The sequence below is a fragment of the Streptomyces sp. NPDC025793 genome, from assembly GCF_055558375.1.
The window spans coordinates 39,172-63,108 of the sequence record NZ_JBVHMR010000004.1 but is presented as its reverse complement, the minus strand read 5'-3'; the positions used below and the strand labels follow the sequence as shown (position 1 = coordinate 63,108).

General features: G+C 72.5%; 19 protein-coding genes. 13 read left to right on the top strand and 6 right to left on the bottom strand.

Translation table 11 applies throughout. The features are described from left to right. The first annotated feature begins 2 nt into the window (after nucleotides 1-2). From ACZ4MF_RS10430 to ACZ4MF_RS10420, 3 genes are read left to right on the top strand one after another with little or no spacing between them, the layout of a single operon-like run. Nucleotides 3-1,277 (top strand): MFS transporter, encoded by a 1,275-nt coding sequence (locus ACZ4MF_RS10430; RefSeq protein ID WP_467491624.1) that lies wholly within the window; start codon nucleotides 3-5, stop codon nucleotides 1,275-1,277. Beyond that, nucleotides 1,274-1,897 (top strand): RBBP9/YdeN family alpha/beta hydrolase, encoded by a 624-nt coding sequence (locus ACZ4MF_RS10425; RefSeq protein ID WP_467491623.1) that lies wholly within the window; start codon nucleotides 1,274-1,276, stop codon nucleotides 1,895-1,897. Before ACZ4MF_RS10430 ends, ACZ4MF_RS10425 begins: the two co-directional genes overlap by 4 nt. Continuing rightward, a complete protein-coding gene (locus ACZ4MF_RS10420) occupies nucleotides 1,894-3,888 on the top strand; it encodes an acetoacetate--CoA ligase (protein WP_467491622.1) in 1,995 nt (664 codons plus the stop codon). Before ACZ4MF_RS10425 ends, ACZ4MF_RS10420 begins: the two co-directional genes overlap by 4 nt. A 714-nt stretch (nucleotides 3,889-4,602) precedes the next feature. On the opposite strand, the gene ACZ4MF_RS10415 is transcribed toward ACZ4MF_RS10420, so the two are convergent. Next, nucleotides 4,603-5,565, bottom strand: a complete 963-nt coding sequence (locus ACZ4MF_RS10415; RefSeq protein WP_467491621.1) for a ribonuclease BN — start codon at nucleotides 5,563-5,565, stop codon at nucleotides 4,603-4,605. 471 nt (nucleotides 5,566-6,036) lie between these two features. Between ACZ4MF_RS10415 and panD the strand changes: the two genes are divergently transcribed. Continuing rightward, complete coding sequence (gene panD / locus ACZ4MF_RS10410; protein ID WP_467491620.1) at nucleotides 6,037-6,456, top strand: aspartate 1-decarboxylase; 420 nt, start codon at nucleotides 6,037-6,039, stop codon at nucleotides 6,454-6,456. Between the two features lie 56 nt (nucleotides 6,457-6,512). Further along, nucleotides 6,513-6,857, top strand: coding sequence for a GNAT family N-acetyltransferase (locus tag ACZ4MF_RS10405; protein WP_467491619.1), 345 nt, complete (start codon nucleotides 6,513-6,515; stop codon nucleotides 6,855-6,857). A gap of 456 nt (nucleotides 6,858-7,313) precedes the next feature. Here ACZ4MF_RS10405 and gndA read toward each other — a convergent pair whose 3' ends face one another. After that, nucleotides 7,314-8,756, bottom strand: a complete 1,443-nt coding sequence (gene gndA, locus ACZ4MF_RS10400; protein ID WP_467491618.1) for an NADP-dependent phosphogluconate dehydrogenase — start codon at nucleotides 8,754-8,756, stop codon at nucleotides 7,314-7,316. A 271-nt stretch (nucleotides 8,757-9,027) separates the two neighbouring features. On the opposite strand from gndA, the gene ACZ4MF_RS10395 reads away from it, so the two are divergent. After that, entirely contained in the window at nucleotides 9,028-10,221 is a 1,194-nt protein-coding gene (locus ACZ4MF_RS10395) for a transglycosylase family protein (RefSeq protein ID WP_467491617.1), read from the top strand. Here the strand turns inward: ACZ4MF_RS10395 and ACZ4MF_RS10390 are convergent. Continuing rightward, nucleotides 10,191-11,459 (bottom strand): DMT family transporter, encoded by a 1,269-nt coding sequence (locus ACZ4MF_RS10390; protein ID WP_467491616.1) that lies wholly within the window; start codon nucleotides 11,457-11,459, stop codon nucleotides 10,191-10,193. The two genes, ACZ4MF_RS10395 and ACZ4MF_RS10390, sit on opposite strands and share 31 nt — an antisense overlap. A gap of 185 nt (nucleotides 11,460-11,644) precedes the next feature. Between ACZ4MF_RS10390 and ACZ4MF_RS10385 the strand changes: the two genes are divergently transcribed. From ACZ4MF_RS10385 to ACZ4MF_RS10360, 6 genes are all read left to right on the top strand, one after another. Then, nucleotides 11,645-12,415 carry a (2Fe-2S)-binding protein gene (locus tag ACZ4MF_RS10385; protein ID WP_467491952.1) on the top strand — a complete coding sequence of 257 codons (771 nt, stop codon included), beginning with the start codon at nucleotides 11,645-11,647 and terminating at the stop codon, nucleotides 12,413-12,415. 34 nt (nucleotides 12,416-12,449) lie between these two features. Next, complete coding sequence (glgA, locus tag ACZ4MF_RS10380) at nucleotides 12,450-13,601, top strand: glycogen synthase (protein WP_467491615.1); 1,152 nt, start codon at nucleotides 12,450-12,452, stop codon at nucleotides 13,599-13,601. A 51-nt stretch (nucleotides 13,602-13,652) separates the two neighbouring features. Further along, nucleotides 13,653-14,873: a glucose-1-phosphate adenylyltransferase gene (gene glgC, locus ACZ4MF_RS10375; RefSeq protein WP_356033862.1), complete on the top strand. Its 1,221-nt coding sequence runs from the start codon at nucleotides 13,653-13,655 to the stop codon at nucleotides 14,871-14,873. Between the two features lie 208 nt (nucleotides 14,874-15,081). Continuing rightward, a complete protein-coding gene (locus ACZ4MF_RS10370) occupies nucleotides 15,082-17,403 on the top strand; it encodes a GH92 family glycosyl hydrolase (RefSeq protein ID WP_467491614.1) in 2,322 nt (773 codons plus the stop codon). Nucleotides 17,404-17,567: 164 nt separating this feature from the next. Further along, nucleotides 17,568-18,899 (top strand): wax ester/triacylglycerol synthase family O-acyltransferase, encoded by a 1,332-nt coding sequence (locus ACZ4MF_RS10365; protein ID WP_467491613.1) that lies wholly within the window; start codon nucleotides 17,568-17,570, stop codon nucleotides 18,897-18,899. A gap of 172 nt (nucleotides 18,900-19,071) precedes the next feature. Then, nucleotides 19,072-20,574, top strand: coding sequence for an SDR family NAD(P)-dependent oxidoreductase (locus tag ACZ4MF_RS10360; RefSeq protein WP_467491612.1), 1,503 nt, complete (start codon nucleotides 19,072-19,074; stop codon nucleotides 20,572-20,574). A gap of 54 nt (nucleotides 20,575-20,628) precedes the next feature. Here ACZ4MF_RS10360 and ACZ4MF_RS10355 read toward each other — a convergent pair whose 3' ends face one another. Together ACZ4MF_RS10355 and ACZ4MF_RS10350 are read right to left on the bottom strand one after the other, a co-directional pair. Next, nucleotides 20,629-21,447 (bottom strand): SDR family oxidoreductase, encoded by an 819-nt coding sequence (locus tag ACZ4MF_RS10355; RefSeq protein ID WP_467491611.1) that lies wholly within the window; start codon nucleotides 21,445-21,447, stop codon nucleotides 20,629-20,631. 55 nt (nucleotides 21,448-21,502) lie between these two features. Next, the gene (locus tag ACZ4MF_RS10350) at nucleotides 21,503-21,901 is read right to left on the bottom strand and encodes a hypothetical protein (protein WP_467491610.1); all 399 of its coding nucleotides are present in this window, start codon (nucleotides 21,899-21,901) and stop codon (nucleotides 21,503-21,505) included. A gap of 422 nt (nucleotides 21,902-22,323) precedes the next feature. Here ACZ4MF_RS10350 and ACZ4MF_RS10345 point away from each other — a divergent pair, with 422 nt between their 5' ends. After that, entirely contained in the window at nucleotides 22,324-22,497 is a 174-nt protein-coding gene (locus tag ACZ4MF_RS10345; RefSeq protein ID WP_467491609.1) for a hypothetical protein, read from the top strand. An 84-nt stretch (nucleotides 22,498-22,581) separates the two neighbouring features. Here ACZ4MF_RS10345 and ACZ4MF_RS10340 read toward each other — a convergent pair whose 3' ends face one another. After that, a complete protein-coding gene (locus tag ACZ4MF_RS10340) occupies nucleotides 22,582-23,928 on the bottom strand; it encodes an amidase (protein ID WP_467491608.1) in 1,347 nt (448 codons plus the stop codon). Nucleotides 23,929-23,937: the final 9 nt, after the last annotated feature.

Genomic DNA, 23,937 nt, shown 5'->3' with positions numbered 1-23,937 from the left:
CCGTGTCCAAAGGCTATGCCTGGACGGTCTTCGCACTCGGCTTCGGCCTGCTGCTGTCCGACTACATGTCCCGCCAGGTCCTCAACGCCGTCTTCCCGATGCTGAAGGCCGAATGGCTGCTGTCCGACGCCGCCCTGGGCTCGCTCAGCGGCATCGTGGCACTGGCGGTCGGCGTGCTCACCTTCCCCATGTCCCTCATGGCCGACCGGTGGGGGAGGGTCCGGAGCCTGCTGCTGGCCGCCACGATGTGGAGCCTGGCCACCCTCGGCTGCGCCGTATCGGCAAGTTACGGCGAGATGTTCGTCGGCCGTCTCTTCGTCGGCATCGGCGAGGCAGCCTACGGCAGCGTGGGCATCGCCGTGGTCCTCAGCATCTTCCCGGTCACCCTGCGGGCCACCCTCTCCGGCGCCTTCATCGCCGGTGGCGCCTTCGGCTCGGTGCTGGGCGTGGCCGTCGGAGGCGCCGTGGCCCAGGCGGCCGGCTGGCGCTGGGCGTTCGCCGCGATGGGGATCTTCGGCCTGGTGCTCGCCGCCGTGTACGGCGTCGTGGTCAAGGAGAGCAGACTTGCGCCGGGCGGACGGCCCACCGGCGGGGAGGCGCGCGGCCGGCTGCGCACTCACCTGCCCCGCCTCTTCTCGTCCGTCTCGGTCATCAGCGCCTATGTCGGCAGCGGACTGCAACTGTTCATCGCCGGCGCGCTGTTGGCCTGGCTTCCCAGCTTCTTCAACCGCTACTACCACATGGCCCCGGCCGAGGCAGGCGGAGCCGCCGGCGCCTTCGCCATGATTATCGGCCTGGGGATGATCTTCGGAGGCGTGGCCTCCGACCGCATCAGCTCCACCGCCCCCATCCGAAAATGGGCCGTCGCGGCAGTCTGCAGCCTCGGCGCGCTCCTCATGCTGACCCTCGCCTTCCAACTTCCCAGCGGACCAGCCCAATTGCTCGCTCTGGCCGTCGGCTGCCTGCTGTCCGCCGGCTCCGCCGGGCCCGCAGCCGCCATGGTGGCGAACCTGACCCCCGCCTCCATCGCGGCTACCGCGTTCGCCACCCTCACCCTGGCCAACAGCCTGCTCGGACTGGCCCCCGGCCCCGCAGTCACGGGCGCACTCGCGGACCGCTTCGGCCTGCTGGGCGCCCTGCGCCTCGTGCCCCTCGTCGCGGTCCTGGCCACCCTGGCCTTCCTGGTCGGCAGGCACTGGTACGAACGCGACCTCCTCCGCCTGGCCGACCTCACCACGAAGGCGGAGCCCAAGCACCCCTCGGAGGTCCCCTCATGACCGCCACAGTGGAACCCACCGTGGTCATCGTCCCCGGTCTGCGCGACCACGTTGCGGACCACTGGCAGACCCTGCTGGCCAGACGTCTCGCCGAGGCCGGTCGAGTCGTCCGCACCGTTCCACCGTTGGCCGGGGAACGACTCCCTCTGGACGCTCAAATTGCCAACCTGGCCGCGACGCTGGCGCCCTTGGACGGGTCGGTCCTGCTGGTCGCCCACAGCGCCGGCGTCATCACCACGGTGCACTGGGCCGCCCGCCACAGCGCTGATGTACGTGGCGCGCTGCTCGCCACGCCAGCGGACCTCGAAACACCGCTGCCGGACGGCTACCCCACCCCCGCCGAACTGACGGTACACGGCTGGACCCCCGTGCCCCGCGCACGGCTGCCGTTCCCCAGCATCCTCGCCGCCAGCGACGACGACCCGTTGGGTGCACCCGAACGCGTCGCCGAACTGGCCCACAGCTGGGGCAGCCGGCTTGTGCGACTGGGCGCAGTCGGCCACCTGAATCCGGCCTCCGGATACGGCGAATGGCCCCAGGCCGAAGAACTGCTCGGCGTGCTGGAGTCCGACACCTGCAGCGCACCGCTCGGGGCGACGCTCTCCGGAGGGCACCCATGAGTCCCGACACCGAACTGCTGTGGACACCGGGGCGCCGCGAACTGGAGGACTCCAACGTCGCGGTGTTCATGGAATGGCTGGACGAGACCCGCGGTTGGAGCTTCGCCGACTACGCCGGGCTGTGGCGGTGGAGCTCCACGGAACTGGCGGCCTTCTGGTCGGCGGTGTGGGAGTACTACGGACTGGACACCGTCACCGCATACGACGAGGTGCTGGCCGACGCCACCATGCCGGGCGCCCGCTGGTTTACCGGCGCCCGGCTGAACTTCGCCGAACGGTGCCTGGCCCAGGCCACCGACGCACGTCCTGCACTGGTGAGCGTGACCGAGGGCGGGGAGCCCGTCGAGACGTCGTGGGCGCAGCTGCGCCGCGAGGTCGCCGATGTGTCGGCCGCCCTCCGGCGCATGGGTGTGAAGCCCGGTGACTGCGTCGCCGGCTACGTCACCAACTTGCCGCAGACGGTGGTGGCACTGCTGGCGACCGCGGCGATCGGTGCCGTGTGGACGGCCTGCTCACCCGACTTCGGCACCCCCAGCGTGCTCGCCCGGCTGCGGCAGGCCCGGCCGACGGTTCTCGTCGCCGCGGACGGCTACCGCTACGGGGGCAAGGAGCACGACAAACGAGCCACGGTCACTGAACTCCTGGACGGGCTGCCGACCGTCCGCCACCTCCTCACCGTCGACAACCTCTTCCCACCACAGACGGACGCATGGCCCGTACGATCCGACGTCACCGTGCACGCATGGTCCACGCTGCCGTCCACCGACCAGGCACCGGACTTCGCCGACGTACCCTTCGACTACCCACTCTGGATCCTCTGGTCATCGGGAACCACCGGCGTCCCCAAGGGCATCGTGCAGAGCCACGGCGGCATCGTCGTGGAACTGCTGAAGGCGCTGGGGCTCGGTGTCGACCTGCGCCCCGAGGACCGGTACCTTTTCGTCACCTCCACCAGTTGGATGGTGTGGAACTTCCTGGTCGGCGGGCTGCTGCACGGCAGCACGATCGTCCTCTACGACGGCAGCCCCACCTTTCCCGACGCAGCTGGCGCCTTGCGGGTCGCCGAACGCACCAGGGCGACGATGGTCGGGGTGGGCGCGGCCTATCTCGCGGCCGTGGAGAAGTCGGGCCTGAACCCGGCAGCAGACCTCGACCTCGGCGCTTTGCGCTCGGTACTGCAGACAGGTTCGGCCATGGCTCCAAGCGCCTGGCAGTGGGTCCACGACCGGCTCACTCCCGGCGTGTGGCTGCAGTCGATCTGCGGCGGAACCGACGTCTGCTCCGTCCTCGCAGGCGGCTCCCCGCTCCTCCCGGTGCGCGCAGGCCGCATGCAGTGCCCGGCACTCGGCGTGGCGCTGGCCGCCTGGGACGAGACGGGGCGGCCTGTGACCGGGGAGCAGGGAGAGCTGGTCGTGACCGCCCCCCTGCCATCCATGCCACTGCGCTTCGTCGCCGACCCCGGTGACGCACGCTATAGGGCCAGCTACTTCGACACCTATCCAGACGTCTGGCGACACGGCGACTGGGTGACCATGGATACGGACCTGTCGGTCGTCGTGTCCGGCCGGTCCGACTCCACGCTCAACCGCATGGGAGTGCGGATGGGCTCCGCCGACATCTACGCCGTGGTGGAGCAACTGCCCGGCATCTCGGACAGCCTCGTCGTCGGCGTCGAGCAGGCCGACGGTGAGTACTTCATGCCACTTTTCGTCGTGACCGATGGTTGTGGAGAAAGCGAAGACGGCCTGCGGGAACGGATCACAGCGGCCATAAGAGAGCAGCTTTCCCCGCGCCACGTGCCCGATGTGATCGCGCGAGTGCCCGCCCTGCCCCGCACGCTGACCGGCAAGAAACTCGAAGTGCCGGTCAAACGGATTCTGCAAGGCGCCGGTGTGGCCGAGGTCACCGGTCCTGGAGCCGTCACGAATGGCTACATGCTGGACTGGTTCGCGGCATTCCGAGCACGGCCGAACTCGAGCGGGAACATGTGAGGTCAGACGTAATGATCGGGCACTGCAACAGCATCACCCCACCGCTGAGCCACCATCAGGTAAGTCAGCCATCGGTCAGCATCCGTCCCTGAACAGCGGTCGCCCAGCCATCGGCGAAACGTGTCGTTGTAGAGTGAGGAAACGCCCTTGACCTGCGCCAAGCAGGCAGGGGGCAGACCTCTAGGAGTGCTGATTGCTGCGCACCATGGTCAGGTCCAAGACCTAGCGTTAGGTGTTTCCGCAGGTCAGGGCAGTGATCGTCACGTCCAGGTCAGCAAATGGTCAGCATGAGGCCGGCCGGTGTCCCGGCTTGCTGACCTGTTCCCGTGTCAGGGGCCTGCCGCGCCGCCCGGCGCCCTGCTCGGAAGGCTCGTGGCGTGGCTGGACAGCTCTCCCGTGGGATGGGGTTGTTCGTCGAGGAGCGTCCCCGACCCGTTGCCCGCACCCGTCCATCGGTTCAGGCCCTGCGGCCCGCCGGGAAACCCGGTCAGCGGACGGTCGCGGAGTACGCCAAGCAGTGGCGCCCCGGCAGCGGAGGATGACGGAACACTCCACGGGCTGGGACGTGGACAGCTCCATCGACGGGCACACCGCCCCCGTCTTGGCTCGCGGAAGCTGAACTCGGTCACGCCGATCGTGGTCGAGCGTTTCCTGGTGGAGATCGAAGGAGGGCTGTCTCCCGCGCGGTCCGAGCGGCCTGTCCGCCGGGCAGCATCACCAAGGCCGCCCGCATCCGTGCGGGAGCTCATCGCGCCGCCGCCGACCCGTACCCGTGCGGCTGTGCCCGGACAATGCTTTCACCCCCGATGGGTGAGGCACCATCCGCCGTGCTGCCGGAACCCTGGTCCTGGGGGTCCGGGAAAGGGGCCTGCCGGGCGCGCAGTCGCAGGAGGTCACATGCGCCGGTATCCCCCCGGCCGCCACCAGCCAGGAAAGGATGACCATGACGACGCCCACAGGGCCGTATTTCTGATTGTTGGCCACGATCGTTTCGGAGAAGAAGCGGGAGGAGAACCACCCGAGGCCGATCCAGGCGACACCGGTGGCCACAGCCGAAGGCACGAGGAAGCGCCAGGTGACCGCTCCGGTGAGCAGCAGTCGCATGGTCGCCCACCAGAAGAAGAGCGCCAGGACGACATCGGACAGACTGCTCAGCCGCGATCCGAGCGCTGCGCCGATCCCGGCCCGGGACGCGCTGTAGACGACCAGCGTCGCCAGCCAGGCGAGCTGAGCCCCCAGATCCCGCCACCGACGTGGTGGCACGCCGATGAGGAACTGGTACCAGCCTTGCAAGGTACCGGCCACGGCGACCGCGCCCGCGATCAACAACAGAGCGCTCGTCAACGTGAGGCTGACCGAACCAGGATTGGGTTTGAAAAGACCGGCCACGGCCTGGGCCGCCTGCTCGTTCAGTCCGAGCCATCCCGCCATGACCTTCGCCGCGTCCTGGCCGAACCCAGCGGTGACGAGGATCAGGAACGGGAAGAAGCAGAGGAAGGCAAGCGACGCCAGCTGGAACGAATGGCCGAAGAAGTCCGCCGCGCTGAGGCGTCCCCACAGACGTCCTGCCGCACTTGCCTCGAAACGCCTGCCTGCGGCCTGCCACGCGTGGCCCAGCCGGGTCCAGAAGAAGGCCGTTGGGCAGCCCTTCCCGGGCGATCTCCTCCAAAGGTGCACATCAAGCAGTACACCGCGCTGAGTGGCCGGTTGTCGCGCAGACCCGAGAGGCACCGGCCTGCAGGTGTCCGTACCCGTATCCCGCTGAGGGTGGCGAGCCGGGCGCTTTCCTCGTCCAACTGCTCGTACGTCAGCTGCCCATTCGGTCCGGGCGGCGTCCTCATGGCGGGCCGGCCGGCGCCCGTCGGCTGCCGTGTCGGCCCGCTCCTGCTGCTGTCGCTCGCAGTCCAGCTGTCGGCGGCGCCCGCCGAGTTGACGACGCCGGTCTTCGGCTGCCTGCCGTCGGCCGGTTCCTCGATTCCTGACGCGTGCGTAGCCGACTGGCGCGGTGTCAGAAAAGTCAGCAACGAGTCAGTGTGAGTCCTCAAACACCTGGGGACAGCTGACCACACGTGCGAAACGATGTAGCCTCCGAAGACCGCCCTTGACCTGCAGAAGCAGGCAGGGAGCAGACGAATCGGGAGTTTCTTCGTGTTTCGTACCATGTTCAAGTCCAAGATCCACCGCGCCACCGTCACCCAGGCCGACCTGCACTACGTGGGATCGGTGACCATCGACGCGGACCTTCTCGACGCCGCCGACCTGCTGCCCGGCGAGCTCGTGCACATCGTCGACATCACCAACGGCGCCCGGCTGGAGACGTACGTCATCGAGGGCGAGCGCGGTTCCGGGGTCATCGGGATCAACGGAGCCGCGGCCCATCTGGTGCACCCCGGCGACCTGGTGATCATCATCAGTTACGCTCAGGTCACCGACGCCGAGGCACGACAGCTGCGGCCGCGGGTGGTACACGTCGACGGCGGCAACCGGATCGTGTCCCTCGGCGCCGACCCGTCCGAGCCGGTGCCCGGCTCGGACCAGCGGCGCAGCCCGCAGGCCCGCCCGGCTTGACGGGCCCGGCCCGACGGGTCCGCCGGACCAGGACGAGACCAGGAGCGTGTGAGCCCATGAGCGAGATCGAGATCCGCGACGACCGGGCGGCGGGCCGTCTGGAGGCCGTCGGCGCGGGCGAGGTCGTCGGCCATGTCGAGTACTTCGTGCTGGAGTCGCCCGCGCGCGCCCTGGTCCCGGTCCACACCGTCGTCGAGCCCGCCCACGAGGGCAAGGGCATCGCCGGCTCGCTCGCCCGCGAGCTGTACGCCCTCGCCGAGCGCGAGGGCGTCCCGGTGGCCCCGCTGTGCCCGTACGTCGTCAAGTGGGCCGAACGCCACCCCGAGGTCGCCCCGCCAGCGGATCCGGAGCTGCTGTCGGCCGCGAAGCAGTGGCTGCGGGAACACCCCGGCCGCTTCTGAGCGCACGGCCAGGGAAGTCTCCAGCGCGTGAGCGGAGCCGAGTGCGGGGGAGCCGCCCGCGACGCCGGGATGATCCGGACGACACCCGTGGCCCTGTCGGGTGAGTGACCCGGGGCCGCCGGGCAGACGGGGGGACCGGTCCGGAGGGACGATGAGTCCACAAGGCCCATGCCCCGCGATCGCCCGGAGGCCCCCATGACCACCCCGGACCCCTACCCCACCCCGGTCCCACCTCCGACACCCCCGCCCCGGCCGACCCCGCCGGAGCCGGAACCACAGCCCCCACAGCCCCCGCCGCCCCCGGCCCCGGTCCCACCGGAACCGTCGCCGTCCCCGATCCCCCCGGGCCCGGAACCGGTCCCGAACCCGGAGCCGGGACCGCCGCTCACCTGAAGACCCGGGGCGGGAACGAAGGGGCGCGGGGCTGTGCCGATGCCGCACGAAGCGCCCGCGCCCTTACGCGGAGACCTCGCTGCGGTCCCCGCCCCACAGTGTGTGGAACGCCCCGTCCCGGTCCACCCGCCGGTACGTGTGCGCCCCGAAGTAGTCCCGCTGCCCCTGTGTGAGCGCCGCGGGTAGCCGCTCCGCCCGCAACGCGTCGTAGTACGCCAGCGCCGCCGAGAAGCCGGGCGTCGGCACGCCCTCCCGCACCGCCGCGATCACCACGTCACGCCAGTCGTCCTGCGCGCCCGCGATCTCCCGGGCGAACGTCTCGTCCGACAGCAGGCTCGGCAGGTCGGCGCGGGCGTCGTACGCCGCGCGGATGCGGTCCAGGAACGCCGCCCGGATGATGCAGCCGCCCCGCCAGATCGACGCGACCTTGCCGAGGTCGATGTCCCAGCCGTACTCCTCGCTGCCCGCGGTGATCTCGTGGAAGCCCTGCGTGTACGACACGATCTTGGACGCGTACAGCGCCTGCTCCACCTGGTCGGCGAAGGCGGCCGCCTCCTCCTTGCCCAGCGGCGCCGCCTTCGGGCCGGTCAGCCCCTGCGAGGCGGCGCGCAGCTTCGCGTGCCCGGACAGCGAGCGGGCGAAGACCGCCTCCGCGATGCCGGACACCGGAACGCCCAGGTCCAGCGCGATCTGCACCGTCCAGCGGCCGGTGCCCTTCTGCTCGGCCTGGTCGACCACGACGTCCACGAACGGCTTGCCGGTCGCCGCGTCCACGTGGGACAGCACCTCGGCGGTGATCTCGATCAGGTAGGAGTCGAGACGGCCCTGGTTCCAGGTGCGGAAGATGTCCGCGATCTCGGCGGGGGAGTACCCGGCGACATCGCGCAGCAGCTGGTACGCCTCGCCGATCAGCTGCATGTCGGCGTACTCGATGCCGTTGTGGACCATCTTCACGAAGTGCCCGGCGCCGTCGGGGCCCACGTGCGTCACACAGGGCGCGCCGTCCTTCTCCGCCTTCGCGGAGATCTTCTCCAGCATCGGGCCCAGTGAGTCGTACGACTCCTTCGGGCCGCCCGGCATGATGCTCGGCCCGTGCAGCGCGCCCTCCTCGCCGCCGGAGACGCCCATGCCGACGAAGTGGATGCCCTGCTCGCGCAGCGCCTTCTCGCGGCGCCGGGTGTCCGCGAAGTGCGCGTTGCCACCGTCGATGATCATGTCGCCGGGCTCCAGCAGCGGCGCGAACTCCTCGATCACCGCGTCCGTCGGGCCGCCCGCCTTGACCATGATGACCAGGCGGCGCGGACGCTCCAGCACCGCGACGAATTCCTCGGCGGTCTCCGCGGCGATGAAGTCGCCCTCGCCGCCGAACCCCTCCACCAGCGCCTTGGTCCGCGCCACCGTACGGTTGTGCACGGCGACGGTGTAGCCGTTGCGGGCGAAGTTCCGGGCGAGGTTGCGGCCCATGACCGCGAGGCCCGTGACACCGATCTGCGCTGAAGTGCTCATGCCGCCTGCTTCCTGGTTGCCTCGTGACTACGGCTCCGTCAGTACGGGCCCTCGCCCATCTTGACCTGCCGACCTGGCGAGCGCACATGAGACCCGCCAGGCTTGAGTACGCGGCGGCGGCGCCGGAAGCCTCACTCCGTCGCCGATCAGGCCAAGAGGGGGCCGTTCCCGGCCACTTGAGGGGCGTGGGAGGCCGGATTTCCGTCTTGTCATGGCCTGTTCGCCGCGCTTAGTTTTGCCCCTCCTGACGCATGCCGAGGGGAATTCGGACATGGCCGTACGCGGCCGGCATCGCCGGTACCAGCCGAACAGGATCAACCGCGCCTCACTCACCGTCACGGCGGGCGGCGCCGGACTCGCGATTCCGCTGGTCGCCGCCGGCACCGCCGACGCGGCCGACGCCTCCACCTGGAACAAGGTCGCCGCCTGCGAGTCCAGCGGCGACTGGAGCATCAACACCGGCAACGGCTTCTACGGCGGACTCCAGTTCACCCGGTCCACTTGGGAGGCGTACGGCGGCACGCGGTACGCGCCGCGCGCCGACCTCGCGAGCCGCGAGCAGCAGATGGCCGTCGCCGAGCGGGTCCTCGACGCCCAGGGGCCCGGCGCCTGGCCGGTCTGCTCGGTGCGGGCCGGACTGGACCGCGGGGACGCCGAGCCCGGCGCCCACACGGACAGCGCCGCGACGCGCCCGGTGCCCGCGGCGAAGGAGAGCACCGAGCAGAGCACCGGGAAGAGCGCGCGGCGGAGCACCGGGGGGAGGACGTCCGTACGGGACGTGACGCCCCAGACCACCCCGCAGTCGCGGGCCGGCCGCGCCGAGATGTACACGGTGGTGCGCGGCGACACGCTCTCCGGCATCGCGCAGGACCACCAGGTGCGCGGCGGCTGGCGCGGCCTCTACGCCGGCAACCGCGGGACGATCGGCGCCGACCCGGACCTGATCCTGCCGGGCCAGCGGCTCAGCCTGCACGGCACGGCCGCCGTCGGCACCAAGTCCCCGAAGCGCAAGGCCCCTTCGGAGCACACGAGCACCCCGCACCGGACCACGGGCACGGGCCGTACGCTCGTCGCCCCGGTCAACGCCCCGATCGGCACCGGCTATCGGGTGGCCGGCGCGCACTGGTCGAAGGGCTACCACACCGGTGTCGACTTCCTCGTGCCGACCGGCACCTCCGTGAAGGCCGTGGAGGCCGGGCAGGTGGTGGCCGCGGGCTGGGGCGGCTCCTACGGCTACCTGGTGGTGATCCGGCACGCCGACGGCCGCTACAGCCAGTACGGCCATCTGTCGGCGATCACCGTGCGGATCGGGCAGAGCGTCACCGCCGGCCGGGGCATCGGCCGTTCGGGGGCGACCGGAAACGTCACCGGTCCGCATCTGCACTTCGAGATGCGGACCGGACCCGACTTCGGCACGGACATCGACCCGCTCGCCTATCTGCGGGCGGGCGGCGTCACGATCTGACCCCCGCACCGGTTCGGGCGCAGGACCTGCAGCGACACGACCGCGCCCGCGGCCTGCGCCGTGTACGCCACGGGGAACACGCGGCCCGCGGGCGGGCCGGGCGGCTCGGTGCCCTCGGTGCCCTCGGTGCCCTCGGTGCCCTCGGTGTCCGCCCCGCCACGCGCGGCGGGGCGGACACCGAGGGCACCGTCCCCGTCCGCGGCCGGGTCGACGGGGCGGACCCGGGCCGGCACCAGCAGGTCGGGCACGACCGGCGCGTCGAGCCCGCCGCCGTCCTCGGCGGGTGCGGGCGGCTCCGCCTCGCCCGGCGCCGGCACGCGCTGCGGGGGCAGGCCCGGCAGCGCCTCCGGCTGCGCGGCCACCGGGCCCGCGCCCGGCGTCGGGCCGTCCGCCGCCGCGGGCGGGCCCGTGCGCTCGATCCGTTCGGTCGTCAGCATGACCAGACCGCCCGCCGCGACCACGCCGCAGCTGAGGGCGAGTCCGCTGCCCACACCGCCGTAGCGAAACGTCTCGCCGAACATCAGAATGCCGACGGCGGCCGCCAGCACGGGATTGACCACCGTCAGCGTGGCCAGCGGGGCGGCGAGTCCGGCGCCCCGGTAGGAGGCCTGGGAGAGCACCACGCCCGCGCCGGCGAACAGGGCGATCACGGCGAGCGAGGGCAGGTCGTGGAGGTCGATGCCGCGGGTCCAGTCCTCGGCGACCGCCTTGGTGAACACCGACGACATGCCGAACGCCACGCCGGAGGCCGTGGCGAGGAGCACGCCGCGCACCGCGGGGTGCCGGTGGGCGGCCAGTCCCGCGAGCGTCAGCCCCGCGGTCGCGCCGCCGGTGACCAGCACCACCGCGATCCGCTGGGCCGTGTCGAGGGAGTGGGCGTCGGTGGAGCCGACGAGGGACAGCAGACCTGCGAGGCCCACCGTGGCCATGAGGGCGCCGCGCCAGGCGGTCGCCCCGGCCCCGCGGCCGACGAACAGTGCCGCCATCGGCAGCGCGAAGACGATGGTCAGCGCGCCGAGCGGCTGGACGAGACTGAGCGGACCGTAGGCCAGCGCCACCACGTGCAGGACGCCGCCGAGACCGTTGAGCGCCAGTGCCCCCCACCAACTCGGGCGGCGCAGCGGCATGCAGGCACTGTCCGGGCAGGAGACCGCCACCTGCTCCTGCACGATCGCGCCGCCCGCGTAGGCGAGGGCGGACACGACCGACAGCAGCACGGACAGCGCGAGGGCGCTCATCGGCGTCTCCACTGCGGCGGGCACGGGCGCGGGCGCGGGCCCGGAGCCCGGTGCGGCGTACGGTCGGCTTCCATGGCGAACACTCTGCCGGTCCGGGCCGTTCCCGTCGTCGTACCTGAGCACCCAATGCGTCCTACTGCCGATGGAGTACGGCCGTGACCTGATCATCCTTGGGACGGGTGTCCCTGGTACTACTGCCTGTCGTGGACCTCGACCCCGAACTCGCCGCCCTCCGCCCGCTCGGCGGCTTCTTCGTCCTGCGCACCGCCGGAGCGGCGCCCGCCGGCCGGCCGCCGACGACGCTCGCGCACGCGTACGCGACGCCGCCCCCGGACGGTCACCGCGACCCCCTCGCCGCACGGATCGCCCTGGTCGCGCGGCGGCTGCGCGCCCCCGAGGCGCGGGTCGCCGTCTCCGTCGCGCAGCAGGGACTGGCCGCCCGGCTGTGGTCGGCGGCCCTCGGCTGCGCCGCCCGGTACGGCCGGCTGCCCGACCTCGACCCCCGACTGCTGCGCTGGGACCCCCTGGGATCCGCCCCCGACGACCTGTGGCTGGCCGAGGTCCGTGCGCTGCCCGGGGACCCCGACCTCGGCACCGCCGTCCTGCACGGGCATCTGGAACCCCTGGCACGGACCCTGACGGCCCGCTACGGGATCGCGACCGGGCTGCTGTGGGGCAACGCGGGCTCGGCGCTCGCGGGAGCGGCCCGGGAACTGGACCGCTGGGCCCGGGCGCACGACCGAGGGGACGTGGCCGAGCGGGCCCACGCGCTGACCGACGCGCTCTTCGCCCACCCCCTGCTGCGCCCCACCGGCACCCGCACCCGCACCGGCACCGCGTTCCGCCGCCGCAGCTGCTGTCTGTACTACCGCGTGCCCGGCGGCGGGGTCTGCGGCGACTGCTGCTTCACGCGGCCTCCGCGCTCTTCCCCGGGGGCCGCATTCGGGCGACCATGAGGGGAAGCTGCCGCCGGGACAAGGGGGTTGTCGGGTGCGAGTGGGACTGCTGACCCGGGAGTACCCCCCGGACGTGTACGGCGGCGCCGGTGTCCATGTGGAGTTCCTGGCACGGGAGTTGGCCTCCTTGGTCGACCTGGAGGTGCACTGCTGGGGCGAGGGCCGTGGGGTCGGCGTCGTACGCCACCGGTCCTGGTCCGCGCTCGACGGCGCCAACGACGCGCTGCGCACCTTCTCCGTGGACCTGTCGATGGCCGCCGCGCTGGAGGGCCGCGAGCTGGTCCACTCCCACACCTGGTACGCGGGCCTCGCCGGCCATGTCGCCAAGCTGCTCCACGGCATCCCGCACGTGGTCACCGCGCACTCCCTGGAGCCGCTGCGCCCGTGGAAGGCGGAGCAGCTGGGCGGCGGATACGCGCTGTCGGGCTGGGCCGAACGCACCGCCGTCGAGGCCGCCGACGCGGTGATCGCCGTGTCCGGCGCCATGCGCGAGGACATCCTCACCTGCTACCCGGCGCTGGACCCGGCGCGCGTCCACGTCGTGCACAACGGGATCGACACCCGCCTGTACCGCCCGGACCCCGGCACCGACGCCCTCCTGCGCCACGGCATCGACCCCGCCCGGCCCTACGTCCTGTTCGTCGGCCGGATCACCCGCCAGAAGGGCGTGCCCCATCTGCTGCGCGCCGTACGGGACATCGACCCGGGCGCCCAGGTCGTGCTGTGCGCGGGAGCCCCCGACACCCCCGGGATCGACCGCGAGTTCCGGGAGCTGTTCGAGGAGGTGAGCCGGGCCCGCGCGGGCGTGTTCTGGATCCCGCAGATGGTGCCGCGCACGGAGGTGATCCAACTCCTCACCCGGGCCGCCGTGTTCGTGTGTCCGTCGGTGTACGAGCCGCTCGGCATCGTCAACCTGGAGGCGATGGCGTGCGGCACGCCGGTCGTGGCCTCCCGGGTCGGGGGGATCCCCGAGGTGGTCGCGGACGGCGCGACGGGCCTGCTGGTGGACGTGGACGACGGCTTCGAGGCGCATCTGGCCCGGGCGCTGGACACCGTGCTCGGCGACCCGGCGGCGGCCCGCCGGATGGGGGAGGCCGGACGGGTGCGCGCGGTGGGGGAGTTCGGCTGGGACGCGGTGGCCCGGCGCACCGCCGCGCTGTACGAGGAGATCCGCAAGGGGGCTTGAGCCCGGCGGGCTGCGGGCATCCATGGTTCTACCAGGGTGAGGGGAGCGGCCATGCGTCGTGGAGGGCCTTCCGTACTCGGGATCGTGCTGGCGGGCGGGGAGGGCAAGCGCCTGATGCCGCTCACCACCGACCGCGCCAAACCCGCGGTCACCTTCGGCGGCACCTACCGCCTCGTCGACTTCGTGCTGTCCAACCTCGTCAACGCCGACGTGCTGCGCATCTGCGTACTGACCCAGTACAAGTCGCACTCGCTGGACCGGCACATCACCACCACCTGGCGGATGTCCAGTCTGCTCGGCAACTACGTCACCCCGGTCCCCGCCCAGCAGCGCCTCGGCCCGCGCTGGTACCTGGGCAGCGCCGACGCGATCCTGCAGTCCCTGAACCTCGTGCACGACGAACAGCCCGAGTACGTCGCGGTGTTCGGCGCCGACCACGTGTACCGGATGGACCCGCGGCAGATGCTCGCGCAGCACGTCGAGGGCGGCGCCGGGGTGACCGTGGCCGGCATCCGGGTGCCCCGCGAGCAGTCCTCGGCCTTCGGCGTCATCACGCCCGGCACGGACGGCCGTACGATCCGCCGCTTCCTGGAGAAGCCGGCCGACCCGCCCGGACTCCCGGACGCGCCGGACACGGTCTTCGCCTCGATGGGCAACTACGTCTTCACCACCAAGGCCCTGGTCGAGGCGCTGCACCGGGACGCCGAGGACGGGCAGTCCGTGCACGACATGGGCGGCTCGATCCTGCCCCAGCTCACCACGCGCGGCGAGGCTCAGCTGTACGACTTCGGTGACAACCACGTGCCCGGCGAGACCACCCGCGACCAGGGCTACTGGCGGGACGTGGGCACCCTGGACGCCTACTACGAGGCGCACATGGACCTCATCGCCGAGCGCCCCGCCTTCAACCTCTACAACCGGCAGTGGCCCGTCTACACCCACTCCGGCCAGCTCTCCCCGGCCCGTTTCAGCGCGGGCGGCATCGCGAGCGAGTCCATCATCAGCGCGGGCTGCCTGATCCGCGGCCAGGTCACCCGGTCCGTGCTGTCCCCGGGCGTCAGGGTCGATCCCGGGGCGGTGGTGCAGGGTTCGGTCCTGCACGACAACGTGCGCGTCGGGCGGGGCGCGGTGGTGCGCGGCGCGGTCCTGGACAAGAACGTGGAGGTCCCGCCCGGCGCGACGATCGGCGTCAACCCGGAGCGGGACGCGGAGCTGTACACGGTGTCGACGGGCGGCGTGATCGCGCTGGGGAAGGGACAGCGGGTGTCCTGAGGTTTCCTCGGGCCACGCTGCGCGCCCGCGGATCGCGGACGCCGGACCGCATCACGATGGGGTGGATACGAACTGATGGTCCGTCACCACTCGTGCGTGTGACCCCGATCGCGACGCGTCGGGCCTGACGCCCAGGGAATGCCCGGGTTTGAGTCGTTCGCCCTTCAGGATGCAGGGAACGACGTCGAACCTGCGGAGGTCATGCGACATGAGAGGGACCCGGCGCACACGGCTGTGCCTGGCCGGTGTGATGGCAGCGTCCACGCTGATCGCCACCCCCGCCGCGGGCGCCGCCGGGCGGACCGACGGCCACCTCGCCGACCTGGTCAACCCCTTCATCGGGAGCCAGGACGAGGGCAACACGTTCCCCGGCGCGGCCGTGCCCTTCGGCATGGTGCAGCTCTCCCCGGACACCGGGCACTTCTCCGGCTACGACTACACGCAGGCGCGCATCCGCGGCTTCTCGCTGGTCCATCTCTCGGGCGTCGGCTGCGGTATCGGCGGCGACCTGCCCGTGCTGCCGACCACCGGCGACGTGACGCAGACGGACTACACCGCCTACGCGACCGGCTTCGCGCACCGGGACGAGGCGGCGAGCCCCGGCTACTACCGCGTCGGCCTCGCCTCCGGCATCCGCGCCGAGCTGACCGCGACCGCGCGCACCGGGGTGCAGCGCTACACCTTCCCGGCCACCGACAAGGCCAACGTCCTGCTGAACGCGGCCCAGTCGCTGCACAAGGCGGTCTCCAGCACGGTCGAGATCCTGGACGACCACACCGTGCGCACCGCGATCACCGGCCACGGCTTCTGCCGGGACACCCGCCCCTACACCGTCTACACCGTCACCCGCTTCAGCCGGCCCTTCACCGCCTACGGCACCTGGGACGGCAAGCAGGTCACCCCGGGCTCGCGCACCGGCTCCGGCGGCGCCTACGTCCGCTTCGACACCAGCAAGGACCGTACGGTCGAGGCGACCACGGCCTTGTCGTACGTCGACGCGCGCGGCGCGGCCGGCAACCTCGCCGCGGAGGGCGGCCGGTCCTTCGGCGCCGTGCGCGAGGCGGCCCGCGCGGCCTGGGAGAGGCGGCTCGCCGCGATCCACGTCCGGGGCGGCACGGACACGCTGCGCCGGACCTTCTACTCCTCGCTGTACCGCTCGTTCCTCGCGCCGAACATCGGCAACGACACCGACGGCCGCTACACCGGCTGGGACCGCCGCATCCACCACGCCGACGGGTTCACGTACTACCAGAACTGGTCGCTGTGGGACACCTACCGCACCCAGGTGCAGCTGCTCGCCCTGCTCGCGCCGCGCGAGGCACGGGACATGGCCCGCTCGCTGGTCGCGGTCGACGAGGACGGCGGCTGGCTGCCCAAGTGGGGCTACGGCCCGGTCGAGACGAACGTCATGAGCGGCGACCCGGTCACCCCGTTCCTGACCACGGCGTACCAGGCGGGCCTGCTCAAGGGCTTCGAGCAGCGGGCCTACCGCGCGCTGCGCAAGAACGCCGACGGCGTGCCGCCCGCCGCGTACCCGGGCATCGGCCGGGAGGCCAACGCCGACTACCTCGCGCACGGCTTCGCCCCCTACATCTGGAACCGTCCGCTGGCCAAGATGGGCGACTCCGACTACCACCACGGGGCCTCCGTCACCCTGGAGTACGCGCTCGCCGACGCCATGCTGGCCCAGATGGCCCGCGGTCTCGGCCATGACGCGGACGCGGCCCGGTACGCCGCCCGCGCACAGAACTACCGGAACATCTTCGACCCCTCGACCGGGTTCTTCCGCGCCCGCGACGGCTCCGGCGCCTTCTACGGCTCCGCCGACCCGGCCAAGGGCACCGGTTTCCACGAGGGCACCGCCTGGCAGTACCAGTGGCTCGTCCCGCAGGACGTGCCCGGCATGGTCCGGCTCATCGGCGGCGAGCGCGTGGCCAACGACCGTCTGGACTCCTTCTTCGCCTACGACAAGCTGCTGGCCGACCCGGCGAAGACGGCGCGCGAGGGGTGGGTGCACGGGGACGCGTACGACTACTACAACGCCACCAAGTACAACCCGATGAACGAGCCCGACCTCATCGCGCCGTACACCTACCTCGCCACCGGCCAGCCCTGGAAGACCACCGACGTGGTGCACGCCGCGCTGACCCTGTTCACCGACGGCCCCACCGGCATCACCGGCAACGACGACCTGGGCACGATGTCCGCCTGGAACGTGCTGTCGTCCATCGGTCTGTTCCCCATCCAGCCCGGCTACGGCACCTGGGGCCTGTCCACCCCCGTCTTCGACCGCGTCGACCTCACGCTGGACCGCCGCTACTGGCCCAGCGGCCGGCTGACGATCACCGCGCCCGGCACCTCGGCGGCCGACCGCTACATCCAGTCCGTCCGCACCGACGGCCGCGCGCACGGGCGGACCTACGTGACGAACGACGCACTGCGCGCGATGCGCTCGCTCGCGTTCACGGTCGGCTCGCGCCCGTCTGAGTGGGGTACGTCACCCGAGGCGGCGCAGCCCGTCCTGAGGTGATCCGGCGTAAGCCATGGTCCCGCCCCTGATCGAGGGGCGGGACTTAACCTGCCGTTAACTGAGCGTAGCCTGATCGTACTTGACCGTAATCGGGTGACAGAGATTCACTGCGTTGACGTGCGATGGATCGCACGTCCCCCGTCGTCGATGCGTGAGGCAAGCCCGTGACTTCCGATCTGCTCGCTCCCCTCGACCTGGCGTTCTGGAACATCGAGTCCGACCGGCATCCCATGCACCTCGGCGCGCTCGGCGTCTTCGGTGCCCACTCGCCCACCGCCGGCGCCCACGCGGCCGACCTGCTCGCCGCCCGCGCCGCCGCCGTCCCCGGACTCCGCCTGCGCATCCGCGACGTGTGGCAACCGCTCGCCTTCGGCGCCGCCGTCCGCGAGACCGATCCGGACTTCGACCCGCTGAACCACGTACGGCTACACGCCCCGACCGCCGACTTCCACGCGGTCGCCGGCCGGCTGATGGAACGACCGCTGGAACGGGGCAGGCCGCCCTGGGAGGCGCACGTCCTGCCCGGCGAGGACGGCATGTCCTTCGCGGTGCTGTTCAAGTTCCACCACGCCCTCGCCGACGGGCTGCGCGCGCTCAAGCTCGCCGCCGGTGTCCTCGACCCGGTGGACCTGCCCGCGCGGGCGCCGCGCGCCATCGAACCGCCGCGCGGACTGCTGTCGGACGTCCGTCGGCTGCCGGGGCTGCTGCCCGCGCTGGTCCGGGGTGCCCTGTCCGACGCGGGCCGCGCCCTGGACATCGGCGCCTCCCTCGCCCGCTCCACACTCGGCATGCGGCCCTCCTCCGCGCTGACCTCGACCCCGAGCGGCACGCGCCGCACCGCCGGGGTGGTCCTCGACATCGACGACGTGCACCGGGTGCGCAAGACCGTGGGCGGCACCGTCAACGACGTCCTCATCGCCGTCGTCGCCGGCGCCCTGCGCCGCTGGCTGGAGGAGCGCGGCGAGTCCACCAGGGGCGTGGCGCCCCGCGCCCTCATCCCCGTCTCCCGGCGCCGCCCGCGCACCGCCCACCCACAGGGCAACCGGCTCTCCGGCTATCTGATACCGCTGCCCGTGGGGGAGTCCGACCCCCTCGGCCGCCTCGACACGGTGCGCACGGCGATGGTCCGGCACAAGGACGCGGGGCCCGACCGGGGCGCCGGCGCGGTCGCCCTGCTCGCCGACCACGTCCCGGCCCTCGGCCACCGCCTCGGCGGCCCGCTGGTCGGCCAGGCCGCCCGCCTCTGGTTCGACATCCTGGTCACCAGCGTGCCGATGCCGTCACTGGGCCTGCGCCTCGGCGGCCACGAACTGACCGAGGTCTACCCCCTGGCCCCCCTCGCCCCCGGCCAGTCCCTGGCGGTGGCGATCTCGACGTACCGCGGCCGCGTGCACTACGGCCTGGTCGCCGACGCGGCGTCGGTGCCCGACCTGGACCGCTTCGCACACGCGGTCTCGGCCGAACTGGAGACCCTGCTGACCGCTTGCGCGGTCTGAGGATCCCCCGCCCGCTCGCCTCCGCAGCAGTCCCCGGTGCGGTGCCTGGTCGTCACTGTCCGTGCCGGGGCGGGCGGGTTTGGCGGGGGGACCGTGTGCTCCGTAAAATTCCTCGTTCGACAGTGGGCGCGAGTCGGCGCGCCGTGCGGGTGATCAGGGAAGCGGCAGCGCGATGACGGTGACAGAGGACGGCTCCATGGCCTGCGCGGCCATGGACGAGGTGGTCTACGGGCCGGGTATCGACCCCGAGCGGCTGGCCGTCTGCCTGAGCGTGCTCCAGGAACTGGACACCATCGAGGTCGACCACCCCGACGCGATCGCGGTGCGCCGGGCCACCTCGCACATCTACCGCACGGTCAAGCAGCGCCGCCGTCAGGAGCGCCGCGCCGCCAAGACCGCGCACGACCGCGCCGTCACCGAGGCCACCGCGACCGGCTCCGCCGAGCGCATCGACGACGAGACCGAGGGCCTGCTGCCCTCCTCCAGGGTCGGGGAGGGCAAGATCGCGGGCATACTCCAGCGCCCGCGCTCCTGCTACACCTGCAAGGGCCGCTACGTCGAGGTCGACTACTTCTACCACCAGCTCTGTCCCGACTGCGCCCGCACCAACCGGGCCAAGCGCGACGCCCGCGCCGACCTCACCGGCAAGCGCGCCCTGCTCACCGGCGGCCGCGCCAAGATCGGCATGTACATCGCGCTGCGGCTGCTGCGCGACGGCGCCCACACCACCATCACCACGCGCTTCCCGAAGGACGCCATCCGCCGCTTCAAGGCGATGGAGGACTCGGCGGACTGGATCCACCGCCTGGAGGTCGTCGGCATCGACCTGCGCGACCCCGCGCAGGCCGTCGCCCTGGCCGAGCAGGTGACCGAGGCGGGACCGCTCGACATCCTGATCAACAACGCGACGCAGACCGTACGCCGCCTGCCCAGCGCCTACGCGGCCCTGGTCGACGGCGAGAGCGCCCCGCTGCCCGCCGGTGAACTCCCCGCCCACCACGTCATCGGCGCCTTCAACTCCGGCGCGGTCGACGGCATCGCCGCGCTGCCGATCGGCACCAGCGGTCTGGACGCGCAGAAGGTCGCCGACCTCGCCCTGGTCGCGGGCAACGCCAGCATCGCCCGGCACGTCGAGGGCACCGCCATCGACGCCGGCGGCCTCGTCCCCGACGTCGTCGACACCAACACCTGGGTGCAGACCATCGACCAGATCTCGCCGGTCGAGCTGCTGGAGACCCAGCTGTGCAACTACACCTCGCCCTTCATCCTGATCAGCGCCCTGCGCCCCGCCATGGCCGATGCCGCGAGGAAGGCGGCCAGCAAGCGCGCCTACGTCGTCAACGTCTCGGCGATGGAGGGCGTCTTCGGCCGGGGCTACAAGGGTGCGGGGCACCCGAACACCAACGCCGCCAAGGCGGCCATGAACATGGTCACGCGGACCAGCGCCCAGGAGATGTTCGACACCGACGGCATCCTCATGACGTCCGTCGACACCGGCTGGATCACCGACGAGCGCCCGCACTACGACAAGCTGCGCCTCGCCGAGGAGGGCTTCCACGCCCCGCTCGACCTGATCGACGGCGCCGCCCGCGTCTACGACCCGATCGTGCGCGGCGAGACGGGCGAGGACCTGTACGGCGTCTTCATGAAGGACTACGCACCCGGCAAGTGGTGACCGCCCCGTGCGACCGCGGCCGCGGCCCCTTCGGGGGCCGGGCCCCGACACCTCCTAGACCCCGGGCGCTCCGCGCAGCCGCCGGTGCACCGCGTACGGCGCGGCCGTGGACGCGGCCCGCACCCGCGTCCCGCCGTCCACCAGCAGATCCGCGCCCGTGATCCACTCGGCCGCGTCGGACGCCAGCCACAGCACCGCCCGCGCCACGTCCGCAGGCTCCCCGATCCGCCCGAGCGGCAGCCCCGCGGCCACCTCTTCCTCACCCGGCTCCCCGGGCTTCCCCGGCGCCCACACGAACCGAGCCATCTCGGTGCGCACCAGCCCGGGGGAGACGGAGTTGACCCGCACCCGGGGCGCGAGTTCGCCCGCGAGCTGCCCGGTGAGATGGAGCAGGGCCGCCTTGGTCGTGCCGTACGCCCCCACGTTCGGGCCCACGTGACCGGCGCCCTCGGTGCACACGTTGACGACCGCCCCGCCGTGTGCGCGCATCCACCCCCGCCACGCGCACCGCACCAGCCGCAGCGGTGCCTCGACGTTCACGGCGAACGCCTGCCGCCACGCGTCCGGGTCGGCGTCCATCAGCGGGCCGTACGGCCGATTCGTCGCCGCGTTGTTGACGACGACGTCCAGCCGCCCGAACTCGCGCAGCACCAGCTCCGTCAGCGCCTCCGGGTGCCCGGGGGCGGACACGTCCCCGGCCAGCCCGATCCCGCCCAGCTCGGCGGCCGTGCGCCGCACCCCGGCCGCGTCCCGCGCGGTCACGCACACCAGCGCCCCGGCGGCCGCGAGTCCCTCGGCCACGGCCCGCCCGATGCCGCGTGTCCCGCCGGTGACGACGGCCGCCCTGCCCCTGAGTCCGTACCACGACGTCATCGCCGTACCGTCTCATGACGGGCCGTCAGAGGACAGGGGTGCGGCCGCCGGGCCGTCAGTCGACGGCGCCGAGCCGGGAGTGCCGGGCCGCCACCAGTTCCAGTACGGTGCGCCAGTCCTCCAGGACGCCCGCGTCGAACCCCGCCACCCGGCCCTCCTCGTCCGCGAGGCGCAGTCGCTGGACGTCGTCCTCGGCGGCGGGGCCCGCGTCCCCGCGCACCAGCCGGAACACGCGCTCCCCGAGCAGGGCCCGCACCGCCTCGGCCGCGCCGCGGGCCCGGCCCGCCTCGTCGGACGGGCACAGCACCGGCCCGATCCCGTGCACCAGCCCCGCCACCTGGAGCTCCTTGTCGGCGGGGCGGCTGCGGCGCAGCAGCGCCGCGGTCCGCAGCGCGTGCTGGTGCCGGCCGGCGTACAGCAGATCCATCAGCTCCTCGACGCTGCGCAGCTCCATGCGTCAGTCCTTCCGCGAGACAGCCGTTGCCCGCAGGTCAGCAGATCATGGCGAGCTTGCGCCCCGGCCAACGGCACTTGAACCGTGCAGCGTCGTGAAGTAGCCCATGTGGGTGAACGGCGGCGCGGGGCCGGTGATGCGCGCCGTGGTAAATACCGGCATATTGGGGGGTGTTGGAGAGCTGTACGAAGCACAGCCGTTACACCTTGTTTGCACTCCCTATCGAGCGGGAGCCCGCTCATTTGGTTAATCTGGAAGGGACGGACAGCAGCACTGGGTTCCACCCACACCCACCCGTCCGTACGCACCGACGCCACCGCGTCCGAACTGGCCTTCCATCCAGACCCGAGCGGGTGTCGAGCGCCGGAGCGCAGGCTTTGCGGCAGGCCCCCGAGGGTGACCCGACACATAAGGAGTGCGCGGTGACACCGGAGAAGACGAATCGCGAACAGCGCCCCGAGGAATGCCCGCAGCGCGGGGGCCGGCGCCCCGGAGAACTCGGCAGCCTCGACGTGTGGGCCCGCTCGGCCCCGATCCGCCTCGCGGGCTACGAGGAAGACCTCGCCGAGCCGCACATCCTGCCCAGCGTCGACTGAGCCGGCCGGACCGCTCCCGATCGCCGTACGCACGCGCGTGGCCGCCGGCGCCGACCCGGCCCACGCACGCCCGTGCGGCCCCGGCTAGAAACCCGCCACCGTCGCCGTCCGGCGCCACGGCCGCCGCCGCTCCAGCTCCGCGGCGAGCCCCAGCAGCACGTCCTCCGAGCCCGGGCGTCCGACGAGCTGGACGGCACAGGGGGCGCCCGAGGGCAGGGCGCCGCACGGGACCGACATCGCGGGCCACCCGGTCAGGTTCCAGGGCGGGGTGAACGGGGTATACGTGTTCGCGACGATGTTGCGCAGCCAGCCTCGCTCGTGCCACGGGCCCGCCGCGGGGGAGCGCCGGGCGAGGGCCGGAGTGAGCAGCACGTCGTGAGCGGTGAAGAACGGGGTCATACGGGCGCGCAGCCGCTCGCGGCCGTCGCCGCCTCGCACGGAGGCGACGAACCGCCGGCCCAGCGCGGCGTGCACCCGGGTCCGCCGGGTCAGCCGCGCCGGATCCAGGCCCTCGGCGTCCACGGCCGTGCCCGCCGTCCAGTGCCGTATCGCGGTCGCGCCGAGGGACGGCGGATACGGCGGATCGGCCCGCCGCACCTGGTGCCCGCCCCGCGCCAGCGCCCCGGCCGCCTCGCGGACCGCGCTCGTGAAGGACCGGTGCACGACCACCCCGGGCAGCGGACTGCGCAGGGACACCGCGACCCGCAGTGACCCCGGCTCCCGGGTCAGGGGCAGGGCGCCGTCCGCGAGGACGTCCAGCATCAGCCGCAGATCCTCGACCGTCGTGGCCAGCGGGCCGTTCTCCGACATGCCGAACCAGTCGCCGTTGCCGATCCCGGCCGGCACCACCCCGTGCCCCGGCTTCAGTGTGACCAGACCGCAGTTCGCCGCGGGGATGCGCAGCGAGCCCATGCCGTCGTTGCCGAGCGCGAGCGGCACCAGCCCGGCGGCCACGGCGGCCGCGCTGCCGCCGGAGGAGCCGCCCGCCGTGCGGGAGAGGTCCCACGGATTGCGGCTGGTGCCGAACACACCCTCCGTCGTGCCGAAGACACACAGCTCGGGCACGTTCGTCAGACCCACCACCACCGCCCCGGCCGCGCGCAGCCGTGCCACCGTGACGTGATCCTCGGCGGCCGGGGTGTCGTCCGTCGCGGCCGAGCCGTCGCGGTGCGACTCGCCGCGCACCGCCAGGTTGTCCTTCACGGCCAACGGCACGCCCGCGAGGGGCAGTTCGGCCAGATCGGCCCGTGAGCCGACGGTGTCGGCCTCGGCGAGCGCCGCCTCGGCCCGCACCGTGCGGAACGCCCCGATCCGCCCGTCGAGCCGCTCGATGCGTGCGAGGTGCTCCGCCACCACCTCGCGGGGCGTGACCTCCTTCGCGCGTACGGCGGCGGCGATGTCCGCGGCGGTCCGGCCGACCCACTCGGTCACGGGCACTCC